Annotated in this window: 26 protein-coding genes; 20 read left to right on the forward strand and 6 right to left on the reverse strand. The window is 67.5% G+C overall.

The window, feature by feature from the left end; genetic code table 11:
* Position 1 precedes the first annotated feature (1 nt).
* The 10 genes from ACTWPB_RS16420 to ACTWPB_RS16465 all read left to right on the forward strand — a co-directional run bounded on the left by ACTWPB_RS16420 (position 2) and on the right by ACTWPB_RS16465 (position 9,432).
* On the forward strand, positions 2-1,030 hold the full coding sequence (locus ACTWPB_RS16420) for a tyrosine-type recombinase/integrase (RefSeq protein WP_446226366.1): 1,029 nt from the start codon (positions 2-4) through the stop codon (positions 1,028-1,030).
* Positions 1,027-1,353 carry a helix-turn-helix domain-containing protein gene (locus ACTWPB_RS16425; RefSeq protein ID WP_446221526.1) on the forward strand — a complete coding sequence of 109 codons (327 nt, stop codon included), beginning with the start codon at positions 1,027-1,029 and terminating at the stop codon, positions 1,351-1,353. The genes ACTWPB_RS16420 and ACTWPB_RS16425 overlap by 4 nt, the downstream gene beginning before the upstream one ends.
* Complete coding sequence (locus ACTWPB_RS16430; protein WP_446221527.1) at positions 1,350-3,680, forward strand: XRE family transcriptional regulator; 2,331 nt, start codon at positions 1,350-1,352, stop codon at positions 3,678-3,680. The genes ACTWPB_RS16425 and ACTWPB_RS16430 overlap by 4 nt, the downstream gene beginning before the upstream one ends.
* Positions 3,677-4,009 carry a YraN family protein gene (locus ACTWPB_RS16435; RefSeq protein ID WP_446221528.1) on the forward strand — a complete coding sequence of 111 codons (333 nt, stop codon included), beginning with the start codon at positions 3,677-3,679 and terminating at the stop codon, positions 4,007-4,009. The genes ACTWPB_RS16430 and ACTWPB_RS16435 overlap by 4 nt, the downstream gene beginning before the upstream one ends.
* On the forward strand, positions 4,009-5,517 hold the full coding sequence (locus ACTWPB_RS16440) for a YifB family Mg chelatase-like AAA ATPase (protein WP_446221529.1): 1,509 nt from the start codon (positions 4,009-4,011) through the stop codon (positions 5,515-5,517). The genes ACTWPB_RS16435 and ACTWPB_RS16440 overlap by 1 nt, the downstream gene beginning before the upstream one ends.
* A complete protein-coding gene (dprA, locus tag ACTWPB_RS16445) occupies positions 5,514-6,695 on the forward strand; it encodes a DNA-processing protein DprA (RefSeq protein WP_446221530.1) in 1,182 nt (393 codons plus the stop codon). The genes ACTWPB_RS16440 and dprA overlap by 4 nt, the downstream gene beginning before the upstream one ends.
* Positions 6,696-6,850: 155 nt before the next feature.
* Positions 6,851-7,774 carry a tyrosine recombinase XerC gene (locus ACTWPB_RS16450; protein ID WP_446221531.1) on the forward strand — a complete coding sequence of 308 codons (924 nt, stop codon included), beginning with the start codon at positions 6,851-6,853 and terminating at the stop codon, positions 7,772-7,774.
* Positions 7,775-8,121: 347 nt separating this feature from the next.
* A complete protein-coding gene (locus tag ACTWPB_RS16455) occupies positions 8,122-8,487 on the forward strand; it encodes a YidH family protein (RefSeq protein ID WP_446221532.1) in 366 nt (121 codons plus the stop codon).
* Positions 8,484-8,783, forward strand: a complete 300-nt coding sequence (locus tag ACTWPB_RS16460) for a DUF202 domain-containing protein (protein ID WP_446221533.1) — start codon at positions 8,484-8,486, stop codon at positions 8,781-8,783. The genes ACTWPB_RS16455 and ACTWPB_RS16460 overlap by 4 nt, the downstream gene beginning before the upstream one ends.
* 307 nt (positions 8,784-9,090) lie before the next feature.
* Positions 9,091-9,432, forward strand: a complete 342-nt coding sequence (locus tag ACTWPB_RS16465) for a hypothetical protein (RefSeq protein ID WP_446221534.1) — start codon at positions 9,091-9,093, stop codon at positions 9,430-9,432.
* Between the two features lie 185 nt (positions 9,433-9,617).
* Here the strand turns inward: ACTWPB_RS16465 and ACTWPB_RS16470 are convergent, their stop codons facing one another.
* From ACTWPB_RS16470 to ACTWPB_RS16480, 3 genes are all read right to left on the reverse strand, one after another.
* On the reverse strand, positions 9,618-10,130 hold the full coding sequence (locus ACTWPB_RS16470) for a DUF1990 family protein (RefSeq protein ID WP_446221535.1): 513 nt from the start codon (positions 10,128-10,130) through the stop codon (positions 9,618-9,620).
* Between the two features lie 61 nt (positions 10,131-10,191).
* Positions 10,192-10,665, reverse strand: coding sequence for a M23 family metallopeptidase (locus tag ACTWPB_RS16475; RefSeq protein WP_446226367.1), 474 nt, complete (start codon positions 10,663-10,665; stop codon positions 10,192-10,194).
* Positions 10,666-10,863: 198 nt separating this feature from the next.
* Complete coding sequence (locus ACTWPB_RS16480) at positions 10,864-11,463, reverse strand: hypothetical protein (RefSeq protein WP_446221536.1); 600 nt, start codon at positions 11,461-11,463, stop codon at positions 10,864-10,866.
* 415 nt (positions 11,464-11,878) lie between these two features.
* Between ACTWPB_RS16480 and rpsB the strand changes: the two genes are divergently transcribed.
* The 5 genes from rpsB (at position 11,879) to ACTWPB_RS16505 (ending at position 16,344) form a co-directional block, all read left to right on the forward strand.
* Complete coding sequence (rpsB, locus tag ACTWPB_RS16485; protein ID WP_378928507.1) at positions 11,879-12,748, forward strand: 30S ribosomal protein S2; 870 nt, start codon at positions 11,879-11,881, stop codon at positions 12,746-12,748.
* Between the two features lie 278 nt (positions 12,749-13,026).
* Positions 13,027-13,851, forward strand: a complete 825-nt coding sequence (tsf, locus tag ACTWPB_RS16490; protein WP_446221537.1) for a translation elongation factor Ts — start codon at positions 13,027-13,029, stop codon at positions 13,849-13,851.
* A 167-nt stretch (positions 13,852-14,018) separates the two neighbouring features.
* A complete protein-coding gene (gene pyrH / locus ACTWPB_RS16495; RefSeq protein ID WP_378607015.1) occupies positions 14,019-14,747 on the forward strand; it encodes a UMP kinase in 729 nt (242 codons plus the stop codon).
* 49 nt (positions 14,748-14,796) lie between these two features.
* Complete coding sequence (gene frr, locus ACTWPB_RS16500) at positions 14,797-15,354, forward strand: ribosome recycling factor (RefSeq protein WP_378912390.1); 558 nt, start codon at positions 14,797-14,799, stop codon at positions 15,352-15,354.
* Positions 15,355-15,405: 51 nt separating this feature from the next.
* Complete coding sequence (locus tag ACTWPB_RS16505; protein ID WP_446221538.1) at positions 15,406-16,344, forward strand: phosphatidate cytidylyltransferase; 939 nt, start codon at positions 15,406-15,408, stop codon at positions 16,342-16,344.
* Between the two features lie 3 nt (positions 16,345-16,347).
* On the opposite strand, the gene ACTWPB_RS16510 is transcribed toward ACTWPB_RS16505, so the two are convergent.
* On the reverse strand, positions 16,348-16,725 hold the full coding sequence (locus ACTWPB_RS16510) for a LapA family protein (protein WP_446221539.1): 378 nt from the start codon (positions 16,723-16,725) through the stop codon (positions 16,348-16,350).
* Between the two features lie 101 nt (positions 16,726-16,826).
* Between ACTWPB_RS16510 and rlmN the strand changes: the two genes are divergently transcribed.
* Positions 16,827-17,936 (forward strand): 23S rRNA (adenine(2503)-C(2))-methyltransferase RlmN, encoded by a 1,110-nt coding sequence (gene rlmN, locus ACTWPB_RS16515; RefSeq protein WP_446221540.1) that lies wholly within the window; start codon positions 16,827-16,829, stop codon positions 17,934-17,936.
* Positions 17,937-17,978: 42 nt separating this feature from the next.
* On the opposite strand, the gene ACTWPB_RS16520 is transcribed toward rlmN, so the two are convergent.
* Positions 17,979-18,782 (reverse strand): transglutaminase-like domain-containing protein, encoded by an 804-nt coding sequence (locus ACTWPB_RS16520; protein ID WP_446221541.1) that lies wholly within the window; start codon positions 18,780-18,782, stop codon positions 17,979-17,981.
* Between the two features lie 115 nt (positions 18,783-18,897).
* Here ACTWPB_RS16520 and ACTWPB_RS16525 point away from each other — a divergent pair, with 115 nt between their 5' ends.
* From ACTWPB_RS16525 to ACTWPB_RS16540, 4 genes are all read left to right on the forward strand, one after another.
* On the forward strand, positions 18,898-19,320 hold the full coding sequence (locus ACTWPB_RS16525) for an uL11 family ribosomal protein (RefSeq protein ID WP_446221542.1): 423 nt from the start codon (positions 18,898-18,900) through the stop codon (positions 19,318-19,320).
* A 261-nt stretch (positions 19,321-19,581) separates the two neighbouring features.
* Positions 19,582-21,237 carry a serine/threonine-protein kinase gene (locus ACTWPB_RS16530; protein WP_446221543.1) on the forward strand — a complete coding sequence of 552 codons (1,656 nt, stop codon included), beginning with the start codon at positions 19,582-19,584 and terminating at the stop codon, positions 21,235-21,237.
* A 127-nt stretch (positions 21,238-21,364) separates the two neighbouring features.
* Complete coding sequence (locus ACTWPB_RS16535) at positions 21,365-22,522, forward strand: protein kinase domain-containing protein (protein WP_446221544.1); 1,158 nt, start codon at positions 21,365-21,367, stop codon at positions 22,520-22,522.
* Positions 22,523-22,565: 43 nt separating this feature from the next.
* Positions 22,566-23,528, forward strand: a complete 963-nt coding sequence (locus ACTWPB_RS16540) for a LysR family transcriptional regulator (protein ID WP_446221545.1) — start codon at positions 22,566-22,568, stop codon at positions 23,526-23,528.
* Between the two features lie 67 nt (positions 23,529-23,595).
* Here the strand turns inward: ACTWPB_RS16540 and ACTWPB_RS16545 are convergent, their stop codons facing one another.
* Positions 23,596-23,865, reverse strand: coding sequence for a DUF2631 domain-containing protein (locus ACTWPB_RS16545; protein ID WP_378912383.1), 270 nt, complete (start codon positions 23,863-23,865; stop codon positions 23,596-23,598).
* Positions 23,866-23,912 lie beyond the last annotated feature (47 nt).

Raw genomic sequence — 23,912 nt, forward strand, 5'->3', positions numbered from 1 at the left:
GATGTTGGAGGGGTGGCGGCGACATCAGTCCGCGCGGTTCCTGACGACGTCGTGCATCGCGCCGCGGCTGCGGTTGATTCGTCGTGTGGTGGAGTTCACAGGGTTGTATCCGTGGCAGTGGACGCCGGTCGAGGGGGAGGCGTTCATCGACCACCTGCGTTCGATGAACCCACCACGGAAGGTCTCGACCGCTCGTAGCTACGAGGTCGACCTGAACCTGTTCCTGGAGTTCTTGCTCGACTCCCGTTACGGGTGGGCCAAGGCGTGCGAGGAACGGTTCGGCGAGACGCCCCAGCTGATCTTCCACGAGGGAAACTCGGTCGTTCATCGCGTGGACTACGAGGGCGACCCGACGCGGCGCCCGTTTACCTACGACGAGATCCAGGCGCTGTTCGCTGCGGCCGAGGCGCGGCCCAGCAAGATCAGGGGCAGGGGCGTGAAGGGCGGCCTGGGCGCGGCCCGGGACGCTGCGGTGGTGAAGACCATCTACGCGTTCGGCCTTCGCCGGGGCGAGGCGTCGCGGACGGACCTTGCTGATGTCCAGCAGAACCCCGCGATGCCTCAGCTCGGGCGCTGCGGCAAGATGCTGGTCCGCTACGGCAAAGCATCCAAGGGATCTCCGCCGAAACGGCGGTCGGTGCTGCTCGTTCCGGAAATGGATTGGGCTGTCGATGTTTTGGACGAGTGGATCTCAGACATCCGCCCTCGATTCTCGCCGGGAAAGCACCCAGCGCTATGGGTCACCGAACGGCGGGGCCGGCTCTCGCGCCGCTCGATCAACGAAGCCTTCGTGGCCATCCGACGAGATGCCGATCTCGACGAGAACCTCGATGTCCACTGTCTGCGCCACAGCGCGGTGACGCATTGGACCGAGTTCGGTTATCCGCCAAGGTTTGTCCAGGAGCAGGCCGGTCACGCGCACGCGTCGACCACCTCGATCTACATGGGCGTGTCCAACGAGTTCCGCAACACCTTGCTGGTGGCCTCGTTGAAGGGCCGCCTCGGCAACGACTGGGATGTGAGGGCATGAACAAGAAGATGGGCTACCGCTGGCGGCTGAGGGATCTGATGGCCGACCAGCAGATGTTCCAGACCACCGAACTGGTTCCGCTTCTCGCCGAGCGCGGCATCACCCTGTCTCGGGAACAAGTCTTCCGGCTCGTGACTCAACCGCCCCAGCGGTTGAGCATGGACACCCTGGTCGCACTCTGCGACATCCTCGCCTGCACTCCGAACGACCTCATCGAACCCCAGATCGTCAACCAGCAGATCCGCAAGACTGCCGACGGCCAGACCGGCGCGACGCCGATCACCGTGCGCCGAACCACCATCCGCAGGCCGGGAGACAAATGAGTCGGCCCGCGAGAACGCCCCGAATCAAACACCGTCCCGGCGAGCTGCAAGCAGCACGGGCGCGGTTGATCGAATTCATGCAGGCCGCCGTCGGGCACAGCCTCACCGCGCAGCTGGCCGAGGACCTGCTCGTCGAGGCCAAGGCATGGAACGGGCAGGGCGCCTACCCGTTGAGCGAGCACCTTGACGATCATCCCGACGCATTCATCGCCCCGTCTCCACACAGCCCCGCACACCTGTTCCGAGTTCTGAAACTCCTCGACGCCAACGGATTCGGCGAGGCGATCACATTGCTCGGTTGCGCGCGTTGCGGCCGCACCGATCTGGCGTTGGACCGGCTCGCGCCGGAGGGCCGGTGCTGCGCATGGTGCGTCGGCCGCACCGAACTTCGTCGATGCGCTCGATGCCACACCGATGGTCATCCGGGCGCCCGCCGACCCGAAGGTGTCATCTGCCGCCGTTGCTACCGCAAAGACCCCGAGTTCCTGGCCGAGTGCGGTCGCTGCGGCCGGGTGCGAGCACCGGCCAGTCGCGTCGACGACGGCACCGCACGCTGCCAAACCTGTTACGGCAGACCGCAAAAGGCATGTTCTCATTGCGGCAAGGTCGGCCCGCCACACGCGAACACGGCGAAGGGGCCGGTCTGCCGCAACTGCCACCAGAGCCCCGCTCGGCTCTGCGGGATTTGCGGGCAGATGGGACAGATCCAGAGGCGTGGTGATGGCGAGGGCCGCCCAGATATCTGCCGCGCCTGCTATCGCAACATCGGCGACTGCGTCGTCTGCGGTCGCCGCCGCGCTGGCGGGAAGTTCCGCGGCGGACCGTTCCACTGCAACACCTGCGCGCCCCGCACACCGCGGGACTGCGCAATCTGCGCTCGGCCAGGAATCATCCGCGCGATCTGGCCGGTCGGCGACGTTTGCCGATCATGCTGGGAACTGCGCACCCGCTATCCCGAACCATGCAGCGACTGCGGGAACCGGCGCGTCCTGGTCGCCGTCGCGACGACCGGCAACATCTGCGCTCGTTGCGCGGGTTCTGATCTCGACTACGCCTGCCGAACCTGCGGTGAGGACGGCCGCGGCTACATCGATGGCAGTTGCGAGCAATGCGTTGTCATCGACCAGGTGAACACCATGCTCAGCGGGCCCGACGGAGTCCCCATCCCGGCGTTGCAGCCGCTGGCCCAGGCTCTCATCGCCGCGAATCCAGGCACTGTCCTCGGCTGGCTGAAACGACGCGCATCCTCGCAAATGCTCGCCGACCTCGTCGCCAACGATGCCGCGATCACCCACGAAGCGCTCGACGAACTCCCGCAGGGCAACAAGACCTTCTACATCCGAGGGTTGTTGGTCTCGACTGGAGTTCTCCCGCATCGCAACGAGCCGCTCGCCCAGCTCGCACTCTGGTCGGGCCGCACCGCCGCTCAACTACCGCCACACCACCAGCGCTTGATCGCGCCCTACGCCGAGTGGCACGTCGTTCGACGAGCCCGCCGCCGAGCCGCGCGCGGTCCGTTCCGGCGAGGCGCCGCGGTCGCCGCCCGCGCGCGGATCCGCGCCGCCATCAAACTGCTGAACTGGCTCGACACCGCCGGAATCGATCCGCACGACTTGAACCAGCACCACATCGATGAATGGTTCGACGCCGAACCGTCCCAACGGCACCGCGTCGTCGGGTTCCTCGTCTGGTTGAAACAACGACGGCTGATCGGCGAGATCGAGATCCCCCGACGCAAATATGCTCTGCCGCAACGGTTCATGGTTCGGGAAGACTTCGACGAACAGCTTCGGAGATGCCTCACCGACAACACCTTGCCGCTGGACCTGCGCGTCGCCGGCGCGCTGATCAGACTCTACGGACTGCCGTTGGTTCGGATCGTTGAACTTACGACCGATCGGTTCAGCCAGGACGGCGACGACGCGCACCTGATCATCGACAAGAACTCGGTAGTCGTCCCACCGTCGCTGGCCTTCCTCATCGATCAGTTGATCCGCACCGGAGGACCGGACACGATGGTCCCTGCGACATCCGTTGGCACACCGACGTTCCTGTTCCCGGGCAGGCCGGCCAATCGCCCCCGCAGCGTCTCGCAGCTGGCGAAGTCGCTGAGTGATCATCAGCTGCCCACGATCGCCGCCCGCAACTCGGCCATGCTGGCCAACATCACCGACATGGACGCCGTCGTCGTCAGCGACCTGTTCGGGGTCTCTCCCAGCACCGCGCACGGATGGGCGCGCCTCGCCCAAACCAGCTGGGCCGAATACCTCGCACACGCGACAGCCGACCGCCAATTCGCGGAGCCGACGACGGCGGTGCTGCGATGATCGAGTCAATCCCGATCCTGCACACAGGAACCGCACTACCGTCCAGCTTCGAACCGACTCAGGGAGGAATAGCGCATACTCCAAATACCGACCCTCCACCAGTCCCGTCGGTCACCGTCTTCGTCGAGGTCAAGACGAGGTCGGGGCTGGGATTCGGCACTCCCGCCGAGGCCGTCACCTTCAGCAAGCAGCAGCGGATTCGGCGGCTGGCACTGCTGTGGCTGGCCGAGCAGGACGGGCCGTGGCGGCGGATTCGCTTCGACGTCGTGTCGGTGCTGGTCCCGCAGGGGCGCGGGCCGGTCATCGATCATCTGACCGCGGCCTTCTGATGGCACTCGGACGGGCGCTGTCGGTGGCGGTAACCGGAGTCGACGGACAGCTGGTGGAGATCGAGGCCGATATCGGTCAGGGCCTGCCGTCGGTGAATCTCGTCGGTCTCCCCGATACCGCGCTGCAGGAATCACGCAATCGAGTGCGTTCCGCGGTGGCCAATACGGGGGAGAAGTGGCCGGATGGTCGGGTGATCCTGGCACTCTCGCCGGCAACCCTTCCGAAGGTAGGCAGCGTTTATGACCTGGCGCTGGCCGTTTCCGTGCTCGACGCCTCCGGTGCGGTGCCCGGCGAGCGGCTGGTGAAGACGGTGCTGCTGGGGGAGTTGGCGCTCGACGGTCGGGTTCGGCGGGTGCGTGGGGTGTTGCCCGCCGTGATCGCGGCGCGGGCGGCCGGGCTGCCCACCGTGGTCGTGCCCGCCGAAGCGGTTGCCGAAGCGGGGCTGGTCGAGGGGATCGAGGTACTCGGCGCGACGAGCCTGCGAGCAGTGGTGGCGTGGCTGCGCGGGGAGGGCAAGCTGCTCGAACCCGACGGTGTCGTGCCGGGGACGCAGACCCCGTGCGGTGACCTCAGCGATGTCGTGGGTCAGGACGAGGCGCGCTGGGCGTTGGAGGTCGCGGCGGCGGGCGGGCATCACTTGTTGCTCACCGGACCGCCCGGAATCGGCAAAACGATGCTGGCGCAGCGCCTTCCAGGATTGTTGCCCCCGCTGTCGGAAGCGGAATCCTTGGAGGTGACCGCGATCCACTCGATGGCGGGATCACTCTCGGCGGAGCAGCCGTTGCTCACGCGGGCTCCCTTTGTCGCCCCGCATCATTCGACGTCGGTAACCGCCATGATCGGCGGCGGTTCCGGTATGGCTCGTCCCGGCGCCGTGAGCCGGGCGCATCGCGGGGTGCTGTTCCTCGACGAATGCGCCGAGATCGGCACCAAAGTGCTGGAGGCACTGCGGACTCCGCTCGAAGAGGGCGAAGTGCGCATAGCCCGGCGCGATGGTGTCGCCCGATACCCGGCCCGCTTCCAACTCGTGCTGGCGGCCAATCCCTGCCCGTGTGCACCGGCGCGCGACGTCGACTGCATCTGCGCGCCACTGGCTCGGCGTCGCTACCTGGGAAAACTATCGGGACCACTGCTCGATCGCATCGATATCTGGGTACAGATGCACGGGCAGGCAGGCGCGACGTTCAGCGCCGAGCAGTCCGAGAGCAGCACCACCGTGGCAGCGCGCGTTGCCCGAGCCAGAGTCCGCGCCGCGCAGCGGTGGAGCGAGGACGGGTGGGCGACCAATGCCGAAGTGCCAGGCCATGTCCTGCGAAAGCGGTTCAAGCTGCCACGGGAATCGATCGCGCCGATCGAGACGGCCTTACGGCTGGGGCGAATGTCGGCTCGTGGCGCCGACCGGGCGATCCGGGTCGCCTGGACGGTCTGCGATCTGCGCGAAGGGGAGTTGCCCACCGTGCAGGATGTGATGTCGTCATTGAACTTCCGGCAGCGGGGTGCGCAATGAGCGAGTTGCGTACGGTCGGCGATGCGGTGGATATCGACGGTGATCCTGACGAACGCAGGCTCGCCTGGGTGTATCTGTCGCGGGTGGTGCAGGGGCCGTGCGCACCGCTGTCGGCACTGATCGCCTCGGTCGGGGTGTGTGAGGCCGCTCGAGCCGTCCGCGAGCACGAGTTGCCTGCCGCACTGCGTGGACCTACCGCCATGCGGCGTGAAATCGACTCAGCGGCAAAGGATCTCGACACAATCACACACCTGGGTGGACGCGTCATCACTCCCGATGACGAGGAATGGCCCGGCTGGCGGATGCTCGGACTCGACCAGCTCGACACCGAACGCGACCGCGAGGCGGCGGTCCCGCTGGTGCTGTGGGCGCGTGGCCCGCTCTCGCTCCATGCCGCATCCGAACGTGCTGTCGCGGTAGTCGGTTCGCGGTGTAGCAGCGGATACGGGTTGCAGGTGGCCAGTGAGATCGCGTGCGACCTGTCCGGTCGGGGCTGGACGATCGTCTCCGGAGCGGCCTTCGGCATCGATGCCGCGGCCCATCGGGCGGCGCTGGCCGTCGGCGGGACCACCGTGGCGGTGCTGGCCTGCGGTGTCGATCGCCCGTATCCGGCTCAGCACGATCGCCTGCTCGCCGCCATCGCCGAAAGTGGTCTCGTCGTCAGCGAATACCCGCCGGGCATCTCGGCCCAGAAACACCAGTTCCTCGCCCGGAATCGACTGATCGCGACACTCGGGGACGGTGTCCTGGTGGTCGAAGCGGGTGTACGCAGCGGTGCCCGCAACACCGTGAAATGGGCCCGCAGGCTGGGCAGACCGGCCATGGCTGTCCCGGGACCCATCGGCTCGGCCTCCTCGGCAGGCTGCCACCGAATGATCAGAGACGGCGAAGCCCTCCTGGTAACCCGCGCCGAGGACATAATCGACGAAGCAGGCCCCCTCCGCCTTCCCGTCGCCGAAGGCAACCCGTTCGACCCCGCCGCCCACCTCCGCGGCGCCGAAGCCGAAATCTATGCGGCTCTACCCACCATCGGTTCCCGCCTTCCTCGAGAATTATCTCAACAGTCCGGCCTGGACCTGGCCACCGTCCGAGCAGTCCTTCCGAGCCTGGAACTAGCCGATTTGGTCGGCTGCGACTCCGACGGATGGTTTCGGACCTCCAGCCGACGGGCGGGCTGAGGGGTGAAGCATGCAGTTGAAGCGCGGTTGTCGGCCCCGGGCGAGCGACTGGACGGTTCGGCAGGTAGAACCGGTGGTCGGCCCTGCGGGCGGCTCGCATCCCGGGGGCGGCGTGGTGGGTTGCGCGGGGGACGGGGAAGAGTGACGGTTGGGTCATGGATGTGTTGCCTGATGATCTGACCGCATTGCTCACCGAGTTCGGTCGGCATCTGCGATTGGGGCGGAATCGGTCGGCGCATACGGTGCGGGCGTACCTGGGGGATGTGCGGTCGTTGCTCGAGCATCTGTACGCGCGGTCGGCGGATTCGGCGGTGCGGGAGCTGGATCTGCCGTTGTTGCGGTCGTGGCTGGCCGACCTCGCGGCGGCAGGGGTGGCGCGGACGACCTTGGCCCGGCGGGCCTCGGCGGCAAGGACTTTCACCGCATGGTTGACCGAGACCGGGCGGCTCGGTGTCGATCCCGGGTTGCGTCTGCAGGCCCCGAGAGCGCATCGCGTGCTGCCTGCGGTCCTCGGCCGCTATCAAGCCGAACACGCCATGGATGCGGCGGAATCCGGGGCGGCGCAGCAGGATCCGATGGCATTGCGGGATCGGCTGATCGTGGAGATGTTGTACGCCACCGGAATTCGCGTCAGCGAGCTGTGCGGTCTCGATATCGATGACATCGATCGGGAGCGATGCCTCGTGCGCGTTCTCGGTAAGGGCAACAAGGAACGCTCGGTGCCCTTTGGTGGTCCCGCCGACACGGCGCTCGACGCTTGGCTCCGCGCCGGCCGCCCGTCCCTGGTCAACGACCGCTCGGGCCGCGCCCTGTTCCTCGGTCAACGTGGTCGTCGACTCGACCAACGTCAAGCCCGCTCCGTCGTCCACGAGGTCATCGCCGCGATCCCCGGCGCACCCGACATGGGCCCCCACGGTCTACGCCATACCGCCGCCACCCACCTCCTCGAAGGCGGCGCCGACCTCCGCGTTGTCCAGGAGCTGCTCGGCCACGCCAGCCTGGCGACCACCCAGCTCTACACCCATGTCTCCGTCGAACGCCTCAAACGAGTCCACGACCAAGCCCACCCCCGCGCCTGACCGCCGCGGAACGAGCCCACGACCAAGCCCACTCCCGCGCCTGACCGCCGCGGAACGAGTCCACGACCAAGCCCACTCCCGCGCTTGACCGCCGCGGAACGAGTCCACGACCAAGCCCACTTCCGCGCTTGACCGCCGCGGAACGAGTCCGGTACCGGTCGGCACCGCGCCTGTGAGCAGTTCGGCGAGAGAAGGCCGTAGCGCGTCATCATCGAGGGTTGAACGACCGACGGTGAGCGGCATAGCGCCGCGGGGATCAGCGGCGATGACATGGCGGTTGACGCGCTCGCAACGGTCACGAGCGGATGGATCACGGTGGCGCATGATGGGGACAGGAGGTGGTGGTGGTGACATTGCCCGAGGTCGGGGCCGAATCCGAGGACGGCGAGGAGGAGGTCGACTACCGGTTCACCCTCGCCAATGAACGCACGTTCCTGGCGTGGATGAGGACTGCGCTCGGTCTGCTCGCCGGCGGTGTCGCGGTGCACACCCTCGTCCAACCGACTCGGCTGGCCGGATTCGCCGGTGTCATCTCGTTGATCTGCCTGATCATGGGGCTGGTCGTCGCGCTCGCCGCCTTCCGGCACTGGCGTCGGGTGAACGTCGCGATGCGCGCCGGGGGACCACTGCCGGGAACGGTCCTGGTTCCCGTTCTCTCGGTCGGCGTAGCGGTGGTGGCCGCACTTGCCTGCATTGCGGTAGTGCTGTCGTGACCGCACCGACTCTTGCGATGGAGCGCACCGCCCTGGCTTGGCGGCGCACATCCCTCGGCGCGGCCGCCTGCGCCCTGCTCCTCGTCCACGAGGCAACTACCGACGGTCGGCCGACCTGGGTGCTCCCACTCGCCGCGGCCACGGTGGCGCTGCTCGTGGCCGGTATGGGCTGGTCCCGTGGCCGGGCGCTCGATCGCGGACGTGCGGGCACCGGTCACCGATTCGTCGCGACCACCACTCTCGCCGTCGCGACCGTATCCCTGATTGCCGTCGTCACCGTGCTGCTCAACAGCTAGCGGAGCCGCCTCGGTTCCTCGTTGGTGTGCTGTTCAACCGATGTTCCGGGTCGTGCCGATACTGCGGACTCGCCGTGACCTGTCAGCCGTGCTCCTGACGGACTCGCCGTGACCTGTCAGCCGTGCTCCTGACGGACTCGCCGTGACCTGTCAGTCCGCTCGGCTGGGATCGACCTGGCCGTTCAGCAGCGTGTAACCGCAGGGGTTCGGGGGGGTCCGTTCGCAGTGGCCGCGACGGTGGGGCCGCAAGCCCCGCCGAGACGGATCTCGATCGACGATCGCGGCACCGGAAAATAGTGTGGTTGGCGTGACTTCCCTGCGCGAGCGGCTGCGTGCCGCGCTGAAACCTGCGATGAAGGCCCGCGACCTCGGTGCCGTGTCGGCGCTACGTTCGGCGCTGGCGGCGATCGACAACGCGGAGGCGATCGATGTCGGTGAGATGAGAGCCGGTGCGATGGAAGACAGCCCAGTCGGTCTCGGCGCGGCCGAGGCCAGTCGCCGCGACCTCACCGACGTCGAGATCGAAGCGATCGTTCGCCGTGAGATCGACGAAAGACGGTTCGCGGCAACCGAATACGAGCACCTCGGCGCGATCGACCGCCGCGATCGCCTGACCGCGGAGGCAGACGAGCTGGCCGCACTCCTCTGACGGCCACCGAGTCCGCGAGTGACGGCCACCGCGTCCGCGAGTGACGGCCACCGCGTCCGCGAGGCCTTCGGCACCGGCAAGTCTCGAAGCGCCGACATCGAGCGCGTCGGTGAGATGGGTAGCGCGGCACGGACACCGAAGAAGGCGCTGATCCCCGCCTGCACCCGCGCCGGTCGGGCACGTCGTCAGTCGTTGGTGGGCAAGGTATTCAGGTAGCGGTGGGCGAACCGGCGCTGGATCAGACGGACGACGGGGCCACCGAGGCGGACGTACCAGGTGCCCGGCTTGGAGAAGGCGGTGACCAGCCCGTAGACGGTGTCGTCGGTGGGGTCGTACTCGACGGCGAACAGTTCTTCACCGACCTCGGGGTGCCCGGGGAGGGTCCCGTAGGCGAAGCCTCGGCGGTCGGGTTCGTCGAGGACGTAGACGACGCGACAGGGTGCGGTGATGCCGAGCCGGCCGATCCCGAGGAATACCGTCAATGCGGTTCCTGGCTGGGCAGTTTCGGTGTCGGCGCTCTGGAAGACGCCGGAGCCTTTCTGTATTCCGTACTCGAGGATGTGGGTGGCCGCGCGGTCGAACAGATCGCGGCCGTGACCGATCGGCTGTCGTAGCCGGAACCGGTGGTATCCGCCGGGCATGGTGGTGCGGGTGGCACCGACCTCGGGGTAGGTGAACGGCGCTGTTTTTTCGGGCACCTCTCGATTCTCGTCCGCCGCCGATCGCCGTGGGGGTCGGGTCGTGGAGTGGTTCGTCACGTCATGGCTTCAACGGTTTCAGGCGGACCGGCACCTCGTGCAAGAGCCCGAGCGGGTCGACATATTCGCGCCGGTTGTGCGCACCGGACTCGCGGCGGGCACCCCAGTGCAGGCAGGCGGTGGCCGGACACCCCTCATGTCCGGCCACCAGGGTGCCGATCGGCGCACCCCTGCTCACCCGGCTCCCCGCCCTCACCAGTGCCCGCACCGGTTCGTAGGTGGTGCGCAAGCCGCCAGGATGATCGATGGACACCACCGGTTTGTCCGCAACTTCCCCCGCGAACACCACGATGCCCTCACCCGCCGCCAGCACCGTCTGCCCGGCCGTGCCCGCCAGATCCACGCCCCGATGCCCCGGCAACCAATTCCGCTCCGGTTTGTCGAACTCGCGCTCCACCGTGGGCCGCGGCCGCAACGGCCAACCGAACGGCCCCGACTCGGCCGCATCGGCGGGTACCGCACCACTGAGCACGATCGCCACCAGGCACACGACACCGAGTACCCGCCCGAGTACCGACCGCACCCGGCGCACCGCACGACGTAAATTCCCGGGGTCGGGAGGCCACTCGTCGCCGTCGGCCACGGCGGCTCGCCTCACAGCGGGACGATCGCGACCGCACAGGGGAGCCCGCATCTTCTGTCCGGCATCGGGTTTGTCGAACATCGCCCGGTGTCAGCGGTGCTGTCGCGGTGTCGGGACCCGCTGCTGGCCCCCCAGCGTTCGCAACATCTCCCGCAGAACCGAGGGAAGCTCCGCCGCCGATCCACTTCCACCCCCGGCTCGCACCACGATCTCGATCTCCGACCGTGCCCCCGCACTCTGATCCACGCTTCGCGGACGGGCGGGAACGGAACCGAGGTCGTGGATCGTCACCCGCACCGGAGCCGGTGCGGGAACAAGCTCTCGCCGCGGCACGACGATCACCGGCACCACGACCGGCGCCCGCCCGCAGGAACCCGCTGTCTCGGGTGGCGTGTCCTTCCGGTGCGGTACCGCAGGCGCTACCGGGACCGTGCCCGGCGCGGCCGCATGTTGCGGTGGGAAAATCGGTTCGCCGATCCTTCGCGCGGGTGGCCGCGCGAGGACAACAGCACCGTCGCCGCCGGCGCATGTCGACGACAGACCGGCTGGGGGCGTCGTCTCGGCGGGCCGAGACACCGACGGTGTCGCGGCATCGCCCGAAGTAGGGTGAGCCGCCGCCGGTGCCGCGGCGACTCCGGCCACGCAGAGCAGCGGAAACGTAGTGATCAGGGTGCGTGTCAATGTGTTCATGCCCCAACTCTGGGCGCCGGACAACCCCGCCGGGACAACGATTTCGGGATTGTGGACAACTTCCCCACATGTGGATATCGCCTACTTCATCGACGAAATGGGCGGTCATTGCGCAGGGGCGATTTCGGACCTGACCCAGGTCCGCGTAGACTGAGCAAGCGGTTTGTGCTCAGCAGCCAGTGCGTGTGCACGGTACGGACCGACTTCGCGCGCCACCCGTGCTCGTCCATCCGGTCGTCGCTCGCAATGCAGACGGTCCGCGAGGGCATGTCAGCGCGAGTTCTCCAACGGATGAACAGGGAAATCGTCGGCTGGTCCCGGATTCTTCGAATCGGGTCCGGCGGTTTCGGTGGCGCCAGGGCAGTCGATCGCCGATCGACCGCGACAACCGGCAACGAAAGAGGATACGAAGGCTATGCCTGTCGTAACTATGAAGCAGCTGCTCGACAGCGGCGCGCACTTCGGTCACCAGACTCGTCGGTGGAACCCGAAGATGAAGCGGTTCATCTTCACCGACCGCAACGGCATCTACATCATCGATCTGCAGCAGACGCTGACCTTCATCGACAAGGCCTACGAGTTCGTCAAGGAGACTGTCGCCCACGGTGGCACCGTTCTCTTCGTCGGCACCAAGAAGCAGGCCCAGGAGTCGATCGCTTCCGAGGCGCTGCGCGTCGGAATGCCCTACGTCAACCAGCGCTGGCTGGGTGGCATGCTCACCAACTTCTCCACCGTGCACAAGCGCCTGCAGCGCCTCAAAGAACTCGAGGCGATGGAGCAGACCGGTGGCTTCGAGGGTCGCACCAAGAAGGAAATCCTCATGCTCACGCGTGAGATGACCAAGCTGGACCGCACCCTCGGTGGTATCCGTGACATGGCCAAGGTTCCCTCGGCCATCTGGATCGTCGATACCAACAAGGAGCACATCGCCGTCGGCGAGGCGCGCAAGCTGAACATCCCGGTCATCGCGATCCTGGATACCAACTGCGACCCCGACCTGGTCGACTACCCGATCCCGGGTAACGACGACGCGATCCGTTCCGCCGCACTGCTCACCAAGGTCGTCGCTTCCGCGGTGGCCGAGGGCGTGCAGGCCCGCGCGGGCCAGGCTTCCGGCGACGCGAAGCCCGAAGCCGGCGCAGGCGAGCCGCTGGCCGAGTGGGAGCAGGAGCTCCTGTCCTCGGCGACCCCGGCCGCCGAGGCAGCCGAAGCCGTCGAGACCCCGGCTGAGGCCGAGGCCGAGGTCAAGGCCGACCCGGCACAGCACACCCCGGCCGACTTCTGAGCTGACCGGTAGCACACTGTTCACCTTGCCGGCCCGTCTGAATTCAGATGCGGTCGGCAAGGTGGCGTAATACCCGAACAACCCGCATGGCCTGAGAGACCGAGAACGGACCTCACTCCACGGCATCGCCGTTGAAGTCTTTACCGTTCTCGGCCGCCTCGATCTGGACTGACCGATGGGCGCGACGAAGGAGTGCCCGTAGGGAGGGAAGATCGAGGCCCACAGGGCCGAGAACTCGAGCGCGCCAGCGCTCCAAGAGACACAGGAGGCTCGCCCCGATGGCGAACTACACCGCTGCTGATGTGAAGCGGCTCCGGGAGCTCACCGGCTCCGGCATGATGGACTGCAAGAACGCGCTGGCCGACTCCGACGGCGATTTCGACAAGGCCGTCGAGGTGCTGCGCATCAAGGGCGCCAAGGACGTCGGCAAGCGCGCCGAGCGTGCGACCGCCGAGGGTCTGGTCATCGCCAAGGACGGCGTCATGGTCGAGATCAACTGCGAGACCGACTTCGTCGCCAAGAACGCCGAGTTCCAGCAGCTGGCCGACGCCATTGTGACCGCGGCCGCCGCGGGCAAGCCGGCCGACCTGGACGCCCTCAAGGCGCTGAAGCTCGCCGACGGCACCGTTGACGACGCCGTGCAGGCGCTGTCGGCCAAGATCGGCGAGAAGCTGGAACTGCGTCGCGTCGTGTCCTTCGACGGCCCGGTCGCCACCTACCTGCACAAGCGTGCTTCGGACCTGCCGCCCGCCGTCGGCGTGCTGGTGGAGTACGAGGGCACCGGCGACGCCGCTGCCGACGCCGCGCGTGCCGCAGGCATGCAGGTCGCCGCGCTCAAGGCCAAGTACCTGACCCGCGAGGAGGTGCCCGCCGACGTCGTCGACGCCGAGCGTCGCATCGCCGAGGAGACCGCGCGCGAAGAGGGCAAGCCCGAAGCCGCGCTGTCGAAGATCACCGAAGGCCGCGTCAACGGCTTCTTCAAGGACGTCGTGCTGCTCGAGCAGTCCGCCGTCACCGACTCCAAGAAGACCGTGAAGGCGCTTCTGGAAGAGGCGGGCGTGAACGTGAAGCGTTTCGCTCGTTTCGAGGTCGGCCAGGCCTGATCCGCCTGAAGACGAAAAAAGCCTCTTCGGCGCGGTGTGATGCCGCGCTGGAGAGGCTTTACTCGTGGATCGACCGACCCCACTTCTGGGTGATCGCAACCTGATAGGGCAGGATAGATGCCGCCTGCTCGCCTTGCTCTCGACCTCGCCGAAGGAGACCAACACCCATGACCGACCCGGGTAACGACCGCCCTGGATACAACCGGGTGCTGCTCAAGCTGGGTGGGGAGATGTTCGGTGGTGGTGGGGTCGGCCTCGACCCCGATGTCGTGCAGACGGTGGCCGAGCAGATCGCCGAGATCGTCGAGACCGGCGTCCAGGTGGCCGTGGTGATCGGCGGTGGCAACTTCTTCCGCGGCGCCGAGCTCGAGGAGCGCGGCATGGAGCGGGCCCGCTCCGACTATATGGGCATGCTCGGCACCGTGATGAACAGCCTTGCCCTCCAGGATTTCCTTCAGCAGCAGGGCGTGGACACCCGAGTGCAGACCGCCATCACGATGGGCCAGGTCGCCGAGCCCTATCTGCCGCTGCGCGCCAAGCGCCACCTCGAGAAGGGCCGTGTCGTGATCTTCGGCGCGGGCATGGGCATGCCCTACTTCTCCACCGACACCACGGCGGCCCAGCGCGCGCTGGAGATCGGTGCCGACGTGGTGTTGATGGCCAAGGCGGTCGACGGCGTTTTCGACGCCGACCCGCGCGTCGACCCGAATGCGAGCATGTTCACCGAGATCACCCACAAGGAAGTGATCGAAAAGGGCCTGAAGGTGGCCGATGCCACCGCGTTCAGTCTCTGCATGGACAACCAGATGCCGATGCTGGTGTTCAATTTGTTGATCAAGGGCAATATTGCCCGCGCGGTCGCCGGTGAACCCATCGGCACCCTGGTTCGGTCGTGACCCCGCATCCGCGGACGATGACGATGACGATGCTGTGGAGGATTCGGTCGTGATTGATGAAGCGCTCTTCGATGCCGAGGAGAAGATGGACAAGGCCGTCACGGTGGCGAAGGACGACCTGGGCAGCATTCGTACCGGCCGCGCCAACCCGGGCATGTTCACCCGGGTGCTGATCGAGTACTACGGCTCGCTGACGCCGATCACCCAGGTCTCGAGCATCACCGTGCCCGAGCCGCGCATGGTCGTGATCAAGCCCTACGAGCAGAGCTCGCTCGGCCTGATCGAGAACGCCATCCGCAACTCCGACCTCGGCGTGAACCCGACCAACAACGGTGACATCCTGCGCATCTCGGTGCCGCAGCTCACCGAGGAACGTCGCCGCGAGATGGTCAAGATGGCCAAGGGCAAGGGTGAGGACGCCAAGGTCTCGATTCGCAACGTCCGCCGCAAGGCGATGGACGAACTCGGCCGCATCCAGAAGGATGGCGAAGCGGGCGAGGATGAGGTCGGGCGCGCCGAGAAGGAGCTCGACAAGACCACCGCCAAATATGTGGCCCAGGTCGACGAGCTGGTCAAGCACAAGGAAGCCGAACTGCTCGAGGTCTGAGCGCCAGATCTCGCCAGTCCCGCTCGTGCGGGGGATGAACGGAACGACGAGTTGAGCGACGGGACAATCGTGGCCGAAGACGCCGCCGCCACCGGGGCGGCACCGGATCCCAAGCCGGACGAGGTCGAGGAGACCGCGGCCGCGCCGCAGGACGAGCAGCCGCCCGCCCCGACCTCACGGGCCGGGCGCAATCTGCCTGCGGCACTGGCAGTGGGGCTGACGCTCGGGCTGTCGCTGATCGCGATCCTGTTGTTCGTCCCGAAGGTGTTCATCGCGGTCGCGGGCATCGGCGTCGGCGTGGCGACCTGGGAGGTCACCAAGCGGCTGCGCGAAGCCGATGTGCTGGTACCGCGGATTCCGCTGCTGGTGGGCGGTCAGGCGGTGTTCTGGCTGGGTTGGCCGTGGGGTGCCGGTGGGGTGCTCGGCGCGTTCGCGGCCACCGCGCTGGTGTGCATGGTGTGGCGCCTGTTCGATCACGGCCTCAGTACCGCGCCGAAGAACTTCCTGCGTGATACCGCGATCGCCGTGTTCACCCTCACCTGGATCCCACTGCTGGCCGCGTTCTCCACGCTGCTGCTGCTCGAACCCGACGGCAATCTGCGGGTTCTCACGTTCATGATCCTGGTGGTGTGCTCCGATGTCGGCGGCTATGTCGCCGGAGTGCTGTTCGGCAGGCATCCGATGGTGCCCGCGATCAGCCCGAAGAAGTCGTGGGAGGGGTTCTGCGGGTCGCTGGTGTTCAGCGTGATCGGCGGTCTGCTGACCGTCACGCTGCTGCTCGAGGCGAACTCGATGATCGGTGTGGTGCTCGGTGTCGGTCTGGTGGCCGTGGCGACCATCGGTGACCTGATCGAGTCGCAGATCAAGCGGGAACTCGGCATCAAGGACATGGGGACGCTGCTGCCGGGGCACGGCGGAATCATGGATCGTCTCGACTCGATGCTGCCCTCGGCGTTCGTCTCCTGGCTGGTACTGAGCGCGCTGATCTGAGCGTCATGGCCGCTTGGCGGCTTGCCGCAGTTGCAGGATGCGCACTCCGCCGACCAGGCCCATCACCAGCGCCCCCGCGATCAGCGACAGCAACACGGTGATGCCGAGCGGCAGTTCGAAATGCCAGAACAGCAGGTTGGTGCGGACCTTGTCGAGATTCTGGATGATGAAGATCAGCAGCACGATGCCGAGCAGGGCGGCGGCCAGCAAGGCGATCCAGGTGTAGCCGGTGCGCGACCCGTGCACGGCGTCGCGTGGGACCGATACCGGCCTGGTGGCAGGCTCCGCCGGTTCGGCGGGCTTGCTGTACTTGCCGGTCAGATCGGTCGGCGGCGGGTCGTGCTCGGCCGGTGACGCACCTGATTCTGCGGATGTACTCATGGTTCGATCATTGCCGACTGCTATGGCTCGCGCACGCATCTTGTCGATAACGTTGCCCGGCGTGGCAACCCCGAGGCCGCGTTTGGGACAATGGTGAAACTATGGCCATCTCCCTGCCCCTCGTGTTCGATGCCCCGCGCCGCGGCATGCCGCCGCGTCACCTCGCCGATCTCGATTCGGACGAACGCAAGGCCGCGGTGCAGGAGCTGGGATTGCCGAAGTTCCGGGCCGACCAGCTGGCCCGTCAGTACTACGGCCGCCTGCAGTCCGATCCGGCGCTGATGACCGATCTGCCCGCCGAGGTGCGCGCGAAGGTCGGCGAAACGCTGTTCCCGCCGCTGCTGTCGGTGGTGCGCAATATCGCCTGCGATGAGGGCGATACCCGCAAAACACTGTGGCGCGCGCACGACGGGACGCTGCTCGAGAGCGTGCTCATGCGCTATCCCGACCGCAATACGCTGTGCATTTCCAGCCAGGCGGGCTGCGGTATGGCCTGTCCGTTCTGCGCGACCGGGCAGGCGGGGCTCACCCGCAACCTGTCGACCGCGGAGATCGTCGACCAGGTGCGCGCCGCCGCGGCGTCACTGCGCGACGGTGAGGTGCACGGTGGTCCTGGGCGGCTGTCCAACATCGTGTTCATGGGGATGGGCGAGCCGCTGGCCAACTACAAGCGGGTGGTGAACGCGGTTCGCCGGATCACCTCGCCCGCTCCCGACGGGCTCGGCATTTCGCAGCGGTCGGTGACGGTATCGACCGTCGGCCTGGCGCCCGCGATCCGCAAGCTGGCCGACGAGGACATGTCGGTGCGCTTGGCGGTGTCGCTGCACACCCCCGACGACGAACTGCGCGACACCCTGGTGCCGGTGAACAATCGTTGGTCGATCGCCGAAGTGCTCGACGCCGCACGGTATTACGCCGACAAGTCCGGGCGCCGCGTATCGATCGAATACGCGCTGATCCGCGATATCAACGATCAGCCGTGGCGGGCGGATCTGCTCGGCAAGAAACTGCACAAGGCGCTCGGCCCGCTCGTGCATGTGAACCTGATCCCGCTCAACCCCACACCGGGTAGCGAGTGGGATGCCAGCCCCAAGCCGGTCGAGAAGGAGTTCGTGCGCCGCGTGATCGCCCAGGGCGTGTCGTGCACGGTGCGCGACACCCGCGGCCAGGAGATCGCCGCCGCCTGCGGTCAGCTCGCCGCAGAGGGCTAGGGCCCCTCGCCGCCGTGCCGAGCTCGGGGGACATGTCCGAGCTCAGACGATGCTGGTCGGTGCGATGAAGTCGTCGTAGGGGAGTGGGCCCGCGACGAAGGCGTTGACCGACATGAAGTTCAGGGTGATGTCGCCGCCGTGGTTGTCCAGGAAGGCGATATCGGAGGCGTCGCGACCGGTGGCGATGCGCACCAGGCTGGAGCGCGGTGCCAGACCTGTCGGGTCGTAGGTGCGCCACGCGCCGTCGATGTAGGCCTCGCAGACGGCGTGGAAGTCCATCGGCGCGCAGCCCGGCGCGTAAACCGCGGCAACCCGGGCGGGGACGCCGACGGCGCGCAGCAGCGCGACCATCAGGTGCGAGAAGTCGCGGCAGACACCGGTGCCTGACATCAGCGTCTCCACCGCGCCGTCGATGGGCGTGCTGCTACCTGAGACGTAGGTGATCCGTCGGCCGATCCACGACGCGACGCGGTTGGCTACCTCGGGATCGGCTATGCCGTAACCGAATTCGGCCGCCGCGAAGCCGAGCAGCTTGTCCGACTCCGCGTAGCGGCTCGGGCGCCGGTACAGCGCGAGGTCGTAGTCGGAGGGCGGCTCGAGGAAGGCGGTGCCAAGGACGGTCGCCTGATAGTCGACTCGGAGGGTGCCCGCACGCACGTCGAGCACGTGAATCCGGGAACCGTGCGCACCGACCACTTCGCGCGGCGTGAGGAACTCGCCGTCGAGCGAGCAGGTCATGGACTCGATCAGGTCGAGTCCGGGCCTGCGGGCGACAGCGATCTGACACTGCAGCACCGAATCAGCATGGACCGCGACCTCCAGGCGAGCGGAAACGTCCCGTTTCACGCCCACAGACTGACAGGCGAACCGGGATCAGGCCAACCGAACCGCTCGAGTGGGTTGCGGCCCAGGCGTTACCGTCGCGGGACCGGATCGACGCGTGCGTCCGAGATCGTTGACTATGGCGCGCGAAACAGCCTCTGTCACAGTCACTCTCGAGCTCGAAGCCGGAAATGCCTCGCTGATGATCCTCGGCAAGATGCTCGGTCCCACCGGCGTCCCGCCCTTCGAGGTCAAACGGCGCTACGACGCCGCGACAGCCGACCAGCGCGGCGAGATCATTCCCGTCGTCATCACGATCGACGCCCGCAAGCGCTGGACGATGCGGCTCAAGACCCCACCCACCGCCTCTTTGATCCGCAAGGCTCTCGGCCAACCGGGCTCCCCGCAACCCGGCCACAAGCCGGTCGGGTCGATCAGCCGGGAGCAACTGCGCCGCATCGCTATTCGGAAACTGCCCGACCTCAACACCACCGATGTGGAGGCGGCGATGCGCATCGTGGCCGGCACCGCGCGGTCGATGGGCGTGCGGGTCGAGACCTGACCGCGGCGCTGCGAACACGGGGGTCCTGATACGTCCACTGGGCTGTGTGCCTGCTGGGCGCCGGTGCCGACCGCGGGGTGATGTGGCGCCAGCCGAGATCCGGCCGATGAAACCTTTCGATGGCGAGGTCGCACGACATGCGCGGCCGGTCGTGATTGCCGGCGGCGGGCCATCCGCGCCGCCGTCGTCTGTAGGCGTTAGGTTTGTCGGGGTCGACATCGCAGTCGGCCGGGGACCGATTCGATCGGACAACGGGGGACCATGCTGACAACGGGTGATGTCTTCGCCGGGTACGCGATCGAGCGTCAGCTCGGACGTGGCGGGATGGGGTCGGTGTATCTGGCCCGGCATCCGCGCCTCCCACGGCAGACCGCGCTCAAGCTGCTGAACCAGGAACTGTTCGCCGACAACGAAATTCGGGCCAGGTTCGAACGGGAAGCCGACCTCGCCGCGCAACTCGAGCACCCGAACATCGTCACGGTGTACGACCGTGGAGTCGACGACGGTCGCCTCTGGATCAGCATGCAATTCGTCGACGGCGTCGACGCGGCCACCATCGAACACCCCGTCCGCGCCGACCGCGCCCTGCACATCATCGAGGCCACCGCGGCAGCCCTTGACCACGCCCACCGCAACGGTGTCCTGCACCGCGACGTGAAGCCCGCCAACATCCTGCTCGCCGACACCGACGGCAAAGAACGAGTCCTACTCACCGACTTCGGCATCGCCCGCCCCCGCGACGACGTCCACCACCTCACCCAAACCGGCTCGTTCACCGCCACCCTCGCCTACGCCGCCCCCGAACAACTCACCGGCGCCCACCTCGACCACCGCGCCGATCAGTACTCGTTGGCCTGCACCCTGTACTCGCTCCTGACCGGCGTAGCTCCGTTCGAAGCCACCAATCCCGTGCAGGTCATCCAGGGACACCTCCAGTCGCCGCCGCCGTCGCTGCGCCGCCGCCGGCCAGATCTCCCAGCAGCCCTCGACGCTGTCCTCGCGCGGGCTTTGTCGAAACGCGCCGCAGACCGCTTCGACTCCTGCGCGGAATTCGCCGCCGCCGCTCGCCGGGCGCTGAGCGGCACCGGCGCACAGCCGACCGTCTTCGCCGCGCAATCGATGCCGCAGTTCCAGCAGGCGAATCCGTACATGCGCGCGCAGCCCCACAATGGGCGGCATCCGCGCCTGCCGCAGGGATCAGTCGGAGCGCCGGTGTGGCAGCCGCCTCCGGGCAGCACGCGCCCCGCCGCGAATGCCGTGCGGTCCGTTCCCATCCGGGGGAGACGCACTTCGCGAGGCATTGCTCCTGCGGTACTGCTAGTGGTACTGGCCGTCGTCGTAGGCGTGGGGTACTGGGGCTGGCAGGACCAGAGCACCTTCGTGTCAGAAATTCTGAATCGCTCGCAGGCCCACAGGGACATCGCCGCGATATCGGCGGCCTTCCCGCAGCTGCTGCCGCCGGGGGAGGTCAGCGGTCTCGAACTCGGGAATCCCTATATCGACGGCACCGGTTTCGGTGGCCGCACATGCAGGGCATACGTCAACACGACGACTCGCGGCGAGATGCAGTGGGAGTTGACGTTCCAGGCCGCACGCGCCAAGTGGTCCTGCGAAACCGCTGACCTCGCCAGTACGCACTTCGCCTTCTACACGTTTCCGACCGCGGAGGCCGCGACCACAGCTATCGCCGATTTCGCGCGGCAAACGCGGGATGTGGGCAGTGGGAAGTCCGGCACGCGCAGCGACGATCACCGGGCATTGTTCTCCGGCAACCAGTACGTGCTTTCGGCTGTGGTTTCCACCTTCGACGATCCAGGTCGCCAACGCTGGGTGATGGTGTCGTCTCGCAGTTCGTCGAAGCCCGGCGAGGACCTTTCCGCGCTGTTGAAGGACTTCGTCGTCTTTCCACTCCACTGACCACAGGCTGATGACGCCGAACGCCAGGTTGCTCGCTCACAGTCGCTCTACCGTCGCCCGCCACGCCGCGAACTGCGCTTTGGTAGGGTCCAGGCCGTCGGACGTTGAGCGAGATTCGGGGGTCAGAGTGGTTTCTGGCGGGACGGTGTTCGCCGGCTACACGATCGACCGGCAGCTGGGTCAGGGCGGGATGGGGTCGGTGTATCTGGCCAGGCATCCGCGTCTGCCCCGGTGGACGGCGCTGAAGCTGCTCAATCGAGAGCTGTTCTCCGACTCCGAGATCCGGGCCAGGTTCGAGCGGGAAGCCGATCTGGTCGCCCAGCTCGATCACCCCAATATCGTGACCGTGTTCGATCGCGGGGTCGAGGGCGATCAGCTGTGGATCAGCATGCAGTACATCGACGGGATCGACGCCTCCTCGCTCGACCCGCACACCCTGCCGCCGGACCGGGCGCTGCAGATCATCGGCGAGACCGCCGCCGCGCTCGACTACGCGCATCGCGCGGGTGTGCTGCACCGCGACGTCAAGCCGGCCAATATCCTGCTGGCCCGTTCCAGCAGCCAGGAGCGGGTGTATCTCACCGACTTCGGGATCGCCCGCCTGCGCGACGATTCGGGTCACCTGACCGAGACCGGGTCGTTCACCGCCACCCTGGCCTACGCCGCGCCCGAGCAGCTCACCGGCGCCGCACTGGATCACCGCGCCGACCAGTACTCCCTGGCGTGCACGCTGTACACGCTGCTGACCGGCAGCGCACCCTACGAATCGACCAGTCCGGCCGCGGTGATCACCGGCCATCTGCAAGCACCGCCGCCCCCGGTGAGTCCGCGTCGCGCGGGTCTGCCGCAGGTGCTCGACGCCGTGATGGCTCGCGCGCTGGCCAAGCGACCCGCCGACAGGTTCGCTTCGTGCGAGGAGTTCGTCGACGCCGCTGCGCGGGCAGTGCGTACCGGAACAACCGGTGCCCGCCCGCTCGCCCGCCCGACCTCGGGTGCGCACGCTCAGCCGTTCGTCGGCATGCAGCCCATGCGCCCGGTGAGCTCGACGGGCACTCCCATCCCGCAGTACAACCCCACGCCGATGCCCCCGCGGGCGCCGCAGCCGCAGTACGCGCCCACGCCGCAGTACGCGCCCACGCCGCAGTACTGGCAGCCGCAACCGGCCCGGATACCGAATCCGCCACCGCAACGCGGTGGCTGGGGATCGGCGCTGGGCACCTACGCGGTCCTGCTGGTCGTGGTCATCGTGATCGCCGGAGTGATCGCGCTGCTGGCCAACCTCTGATCGGCCCGCCGACCCGATCGGCGGGTGCCATATTCTGGTCAGAATGAGCGACTTCGACGTCACCACCGCCGACTCCATCGACCTCGACCGGTTGCGTCGTTTCGTCGCGGTCGCCGAGGAGTTGCACTTCGCGCGCGCGGCCAAGGCCCTGCGGATCCCACGGCAGGCTCTGAGCGCCACCGTGATCGAGTTGGAGGAAGAACTCGGCACCCGTGTCTTCGTGCCCGGCGCCTCGCCCACCCAGCTCACCGACGACGGCAACGCCCTGCTCGCGCGTGCCAGGGACCTGATCCGGGCGCGGGAGCAGGCCGAACGGGAGCACAAGCCCGACGCGCCCGCGAGCCTGCGGGTGGGGTTCGTGCCGGGGGTGACGGTGTCGAAGTGGGCGCGGATCTGGGGCGAGCGGCTACCGGACCATCCACTCGAGGTCGTTGGTGTCGCACAGGGTGAGCAGGAGTCGGCGCTGCGCGAGGGCCGCATCGACCTGTGCTTCGTCCGGCTGCCCATCGACCGGACCGCGACGAACGCTATCTCGCTGTGGCAGGAGACGCCGGTCGCGGTCGTGCAGAAGGACGACGCGCTGTCGCTGCTCGAGTCGATCAGCCCAGCGGATCTGGCCGGCGAAACGATCCAGGACAGCGCCGATCTCGATCAGGCCGTCGACACGCTCGCCCTCGTCGCCGCGGTCGGTGGCGCGGCGATCATGCCGCAGTCGATCGCCCGCCTGCATCACCGCCGCGACCTGGTCTACCGCCCGGTCAGCGACACCGAGTTCACCGAGATCGCGCTGGCCTGGCCCGCCGGGACCGACAGCGATCTGCTCGAGGAGTTCGTCGGCATCGTGCGCGGCCGTTCGGCCAACAGCTCGCGCGGTGGCGTGGCGGAACCGGAACAGCGCGCCGCGGCTCCGGCTCGCAAGCCCGCCGCGAAGAAACCCGCAGCCAGGAAACCGGCACCGAAGAAGCCGGTCGCGCATGGCCGCAAACCGGCCCGGCGCGGCCGCTGACACGCGAAAACGCCTGCGGCGCAAGGTGATCGCTGCCGCAGGCGTGGACGTTTTTCGAGCTGAAGGGTTACTTCGGCATGCGCTGGGTGAGCGAGTCGACGACCATCATGAGCGCCATCAGGCCGGCCAGGCCGACGAGGAAGATGTCTTCGACGTGACCCTGGTGGTTGCCGATGGTCATCGCGAGCAGGGCGACGACGACGACCCAACCCGCGATGCGGAAGGTCTTGCGCGACTCACCGCTCCAGCCCCATGCTGCCGAGGGCACCTCGGCGGGGTCGACGCTGGTGGCGACGGCGCGCTCGGTGCTGGCTTTATCGAGGTCCGTGGCTGCCACGATCGCTCCTTAGGGCTCGAGTTCTGGTTGGGCGAGTGAGCATATCG

Source organism: Nocardia sp. IBHARD005 (assembly GCF_052814245.1).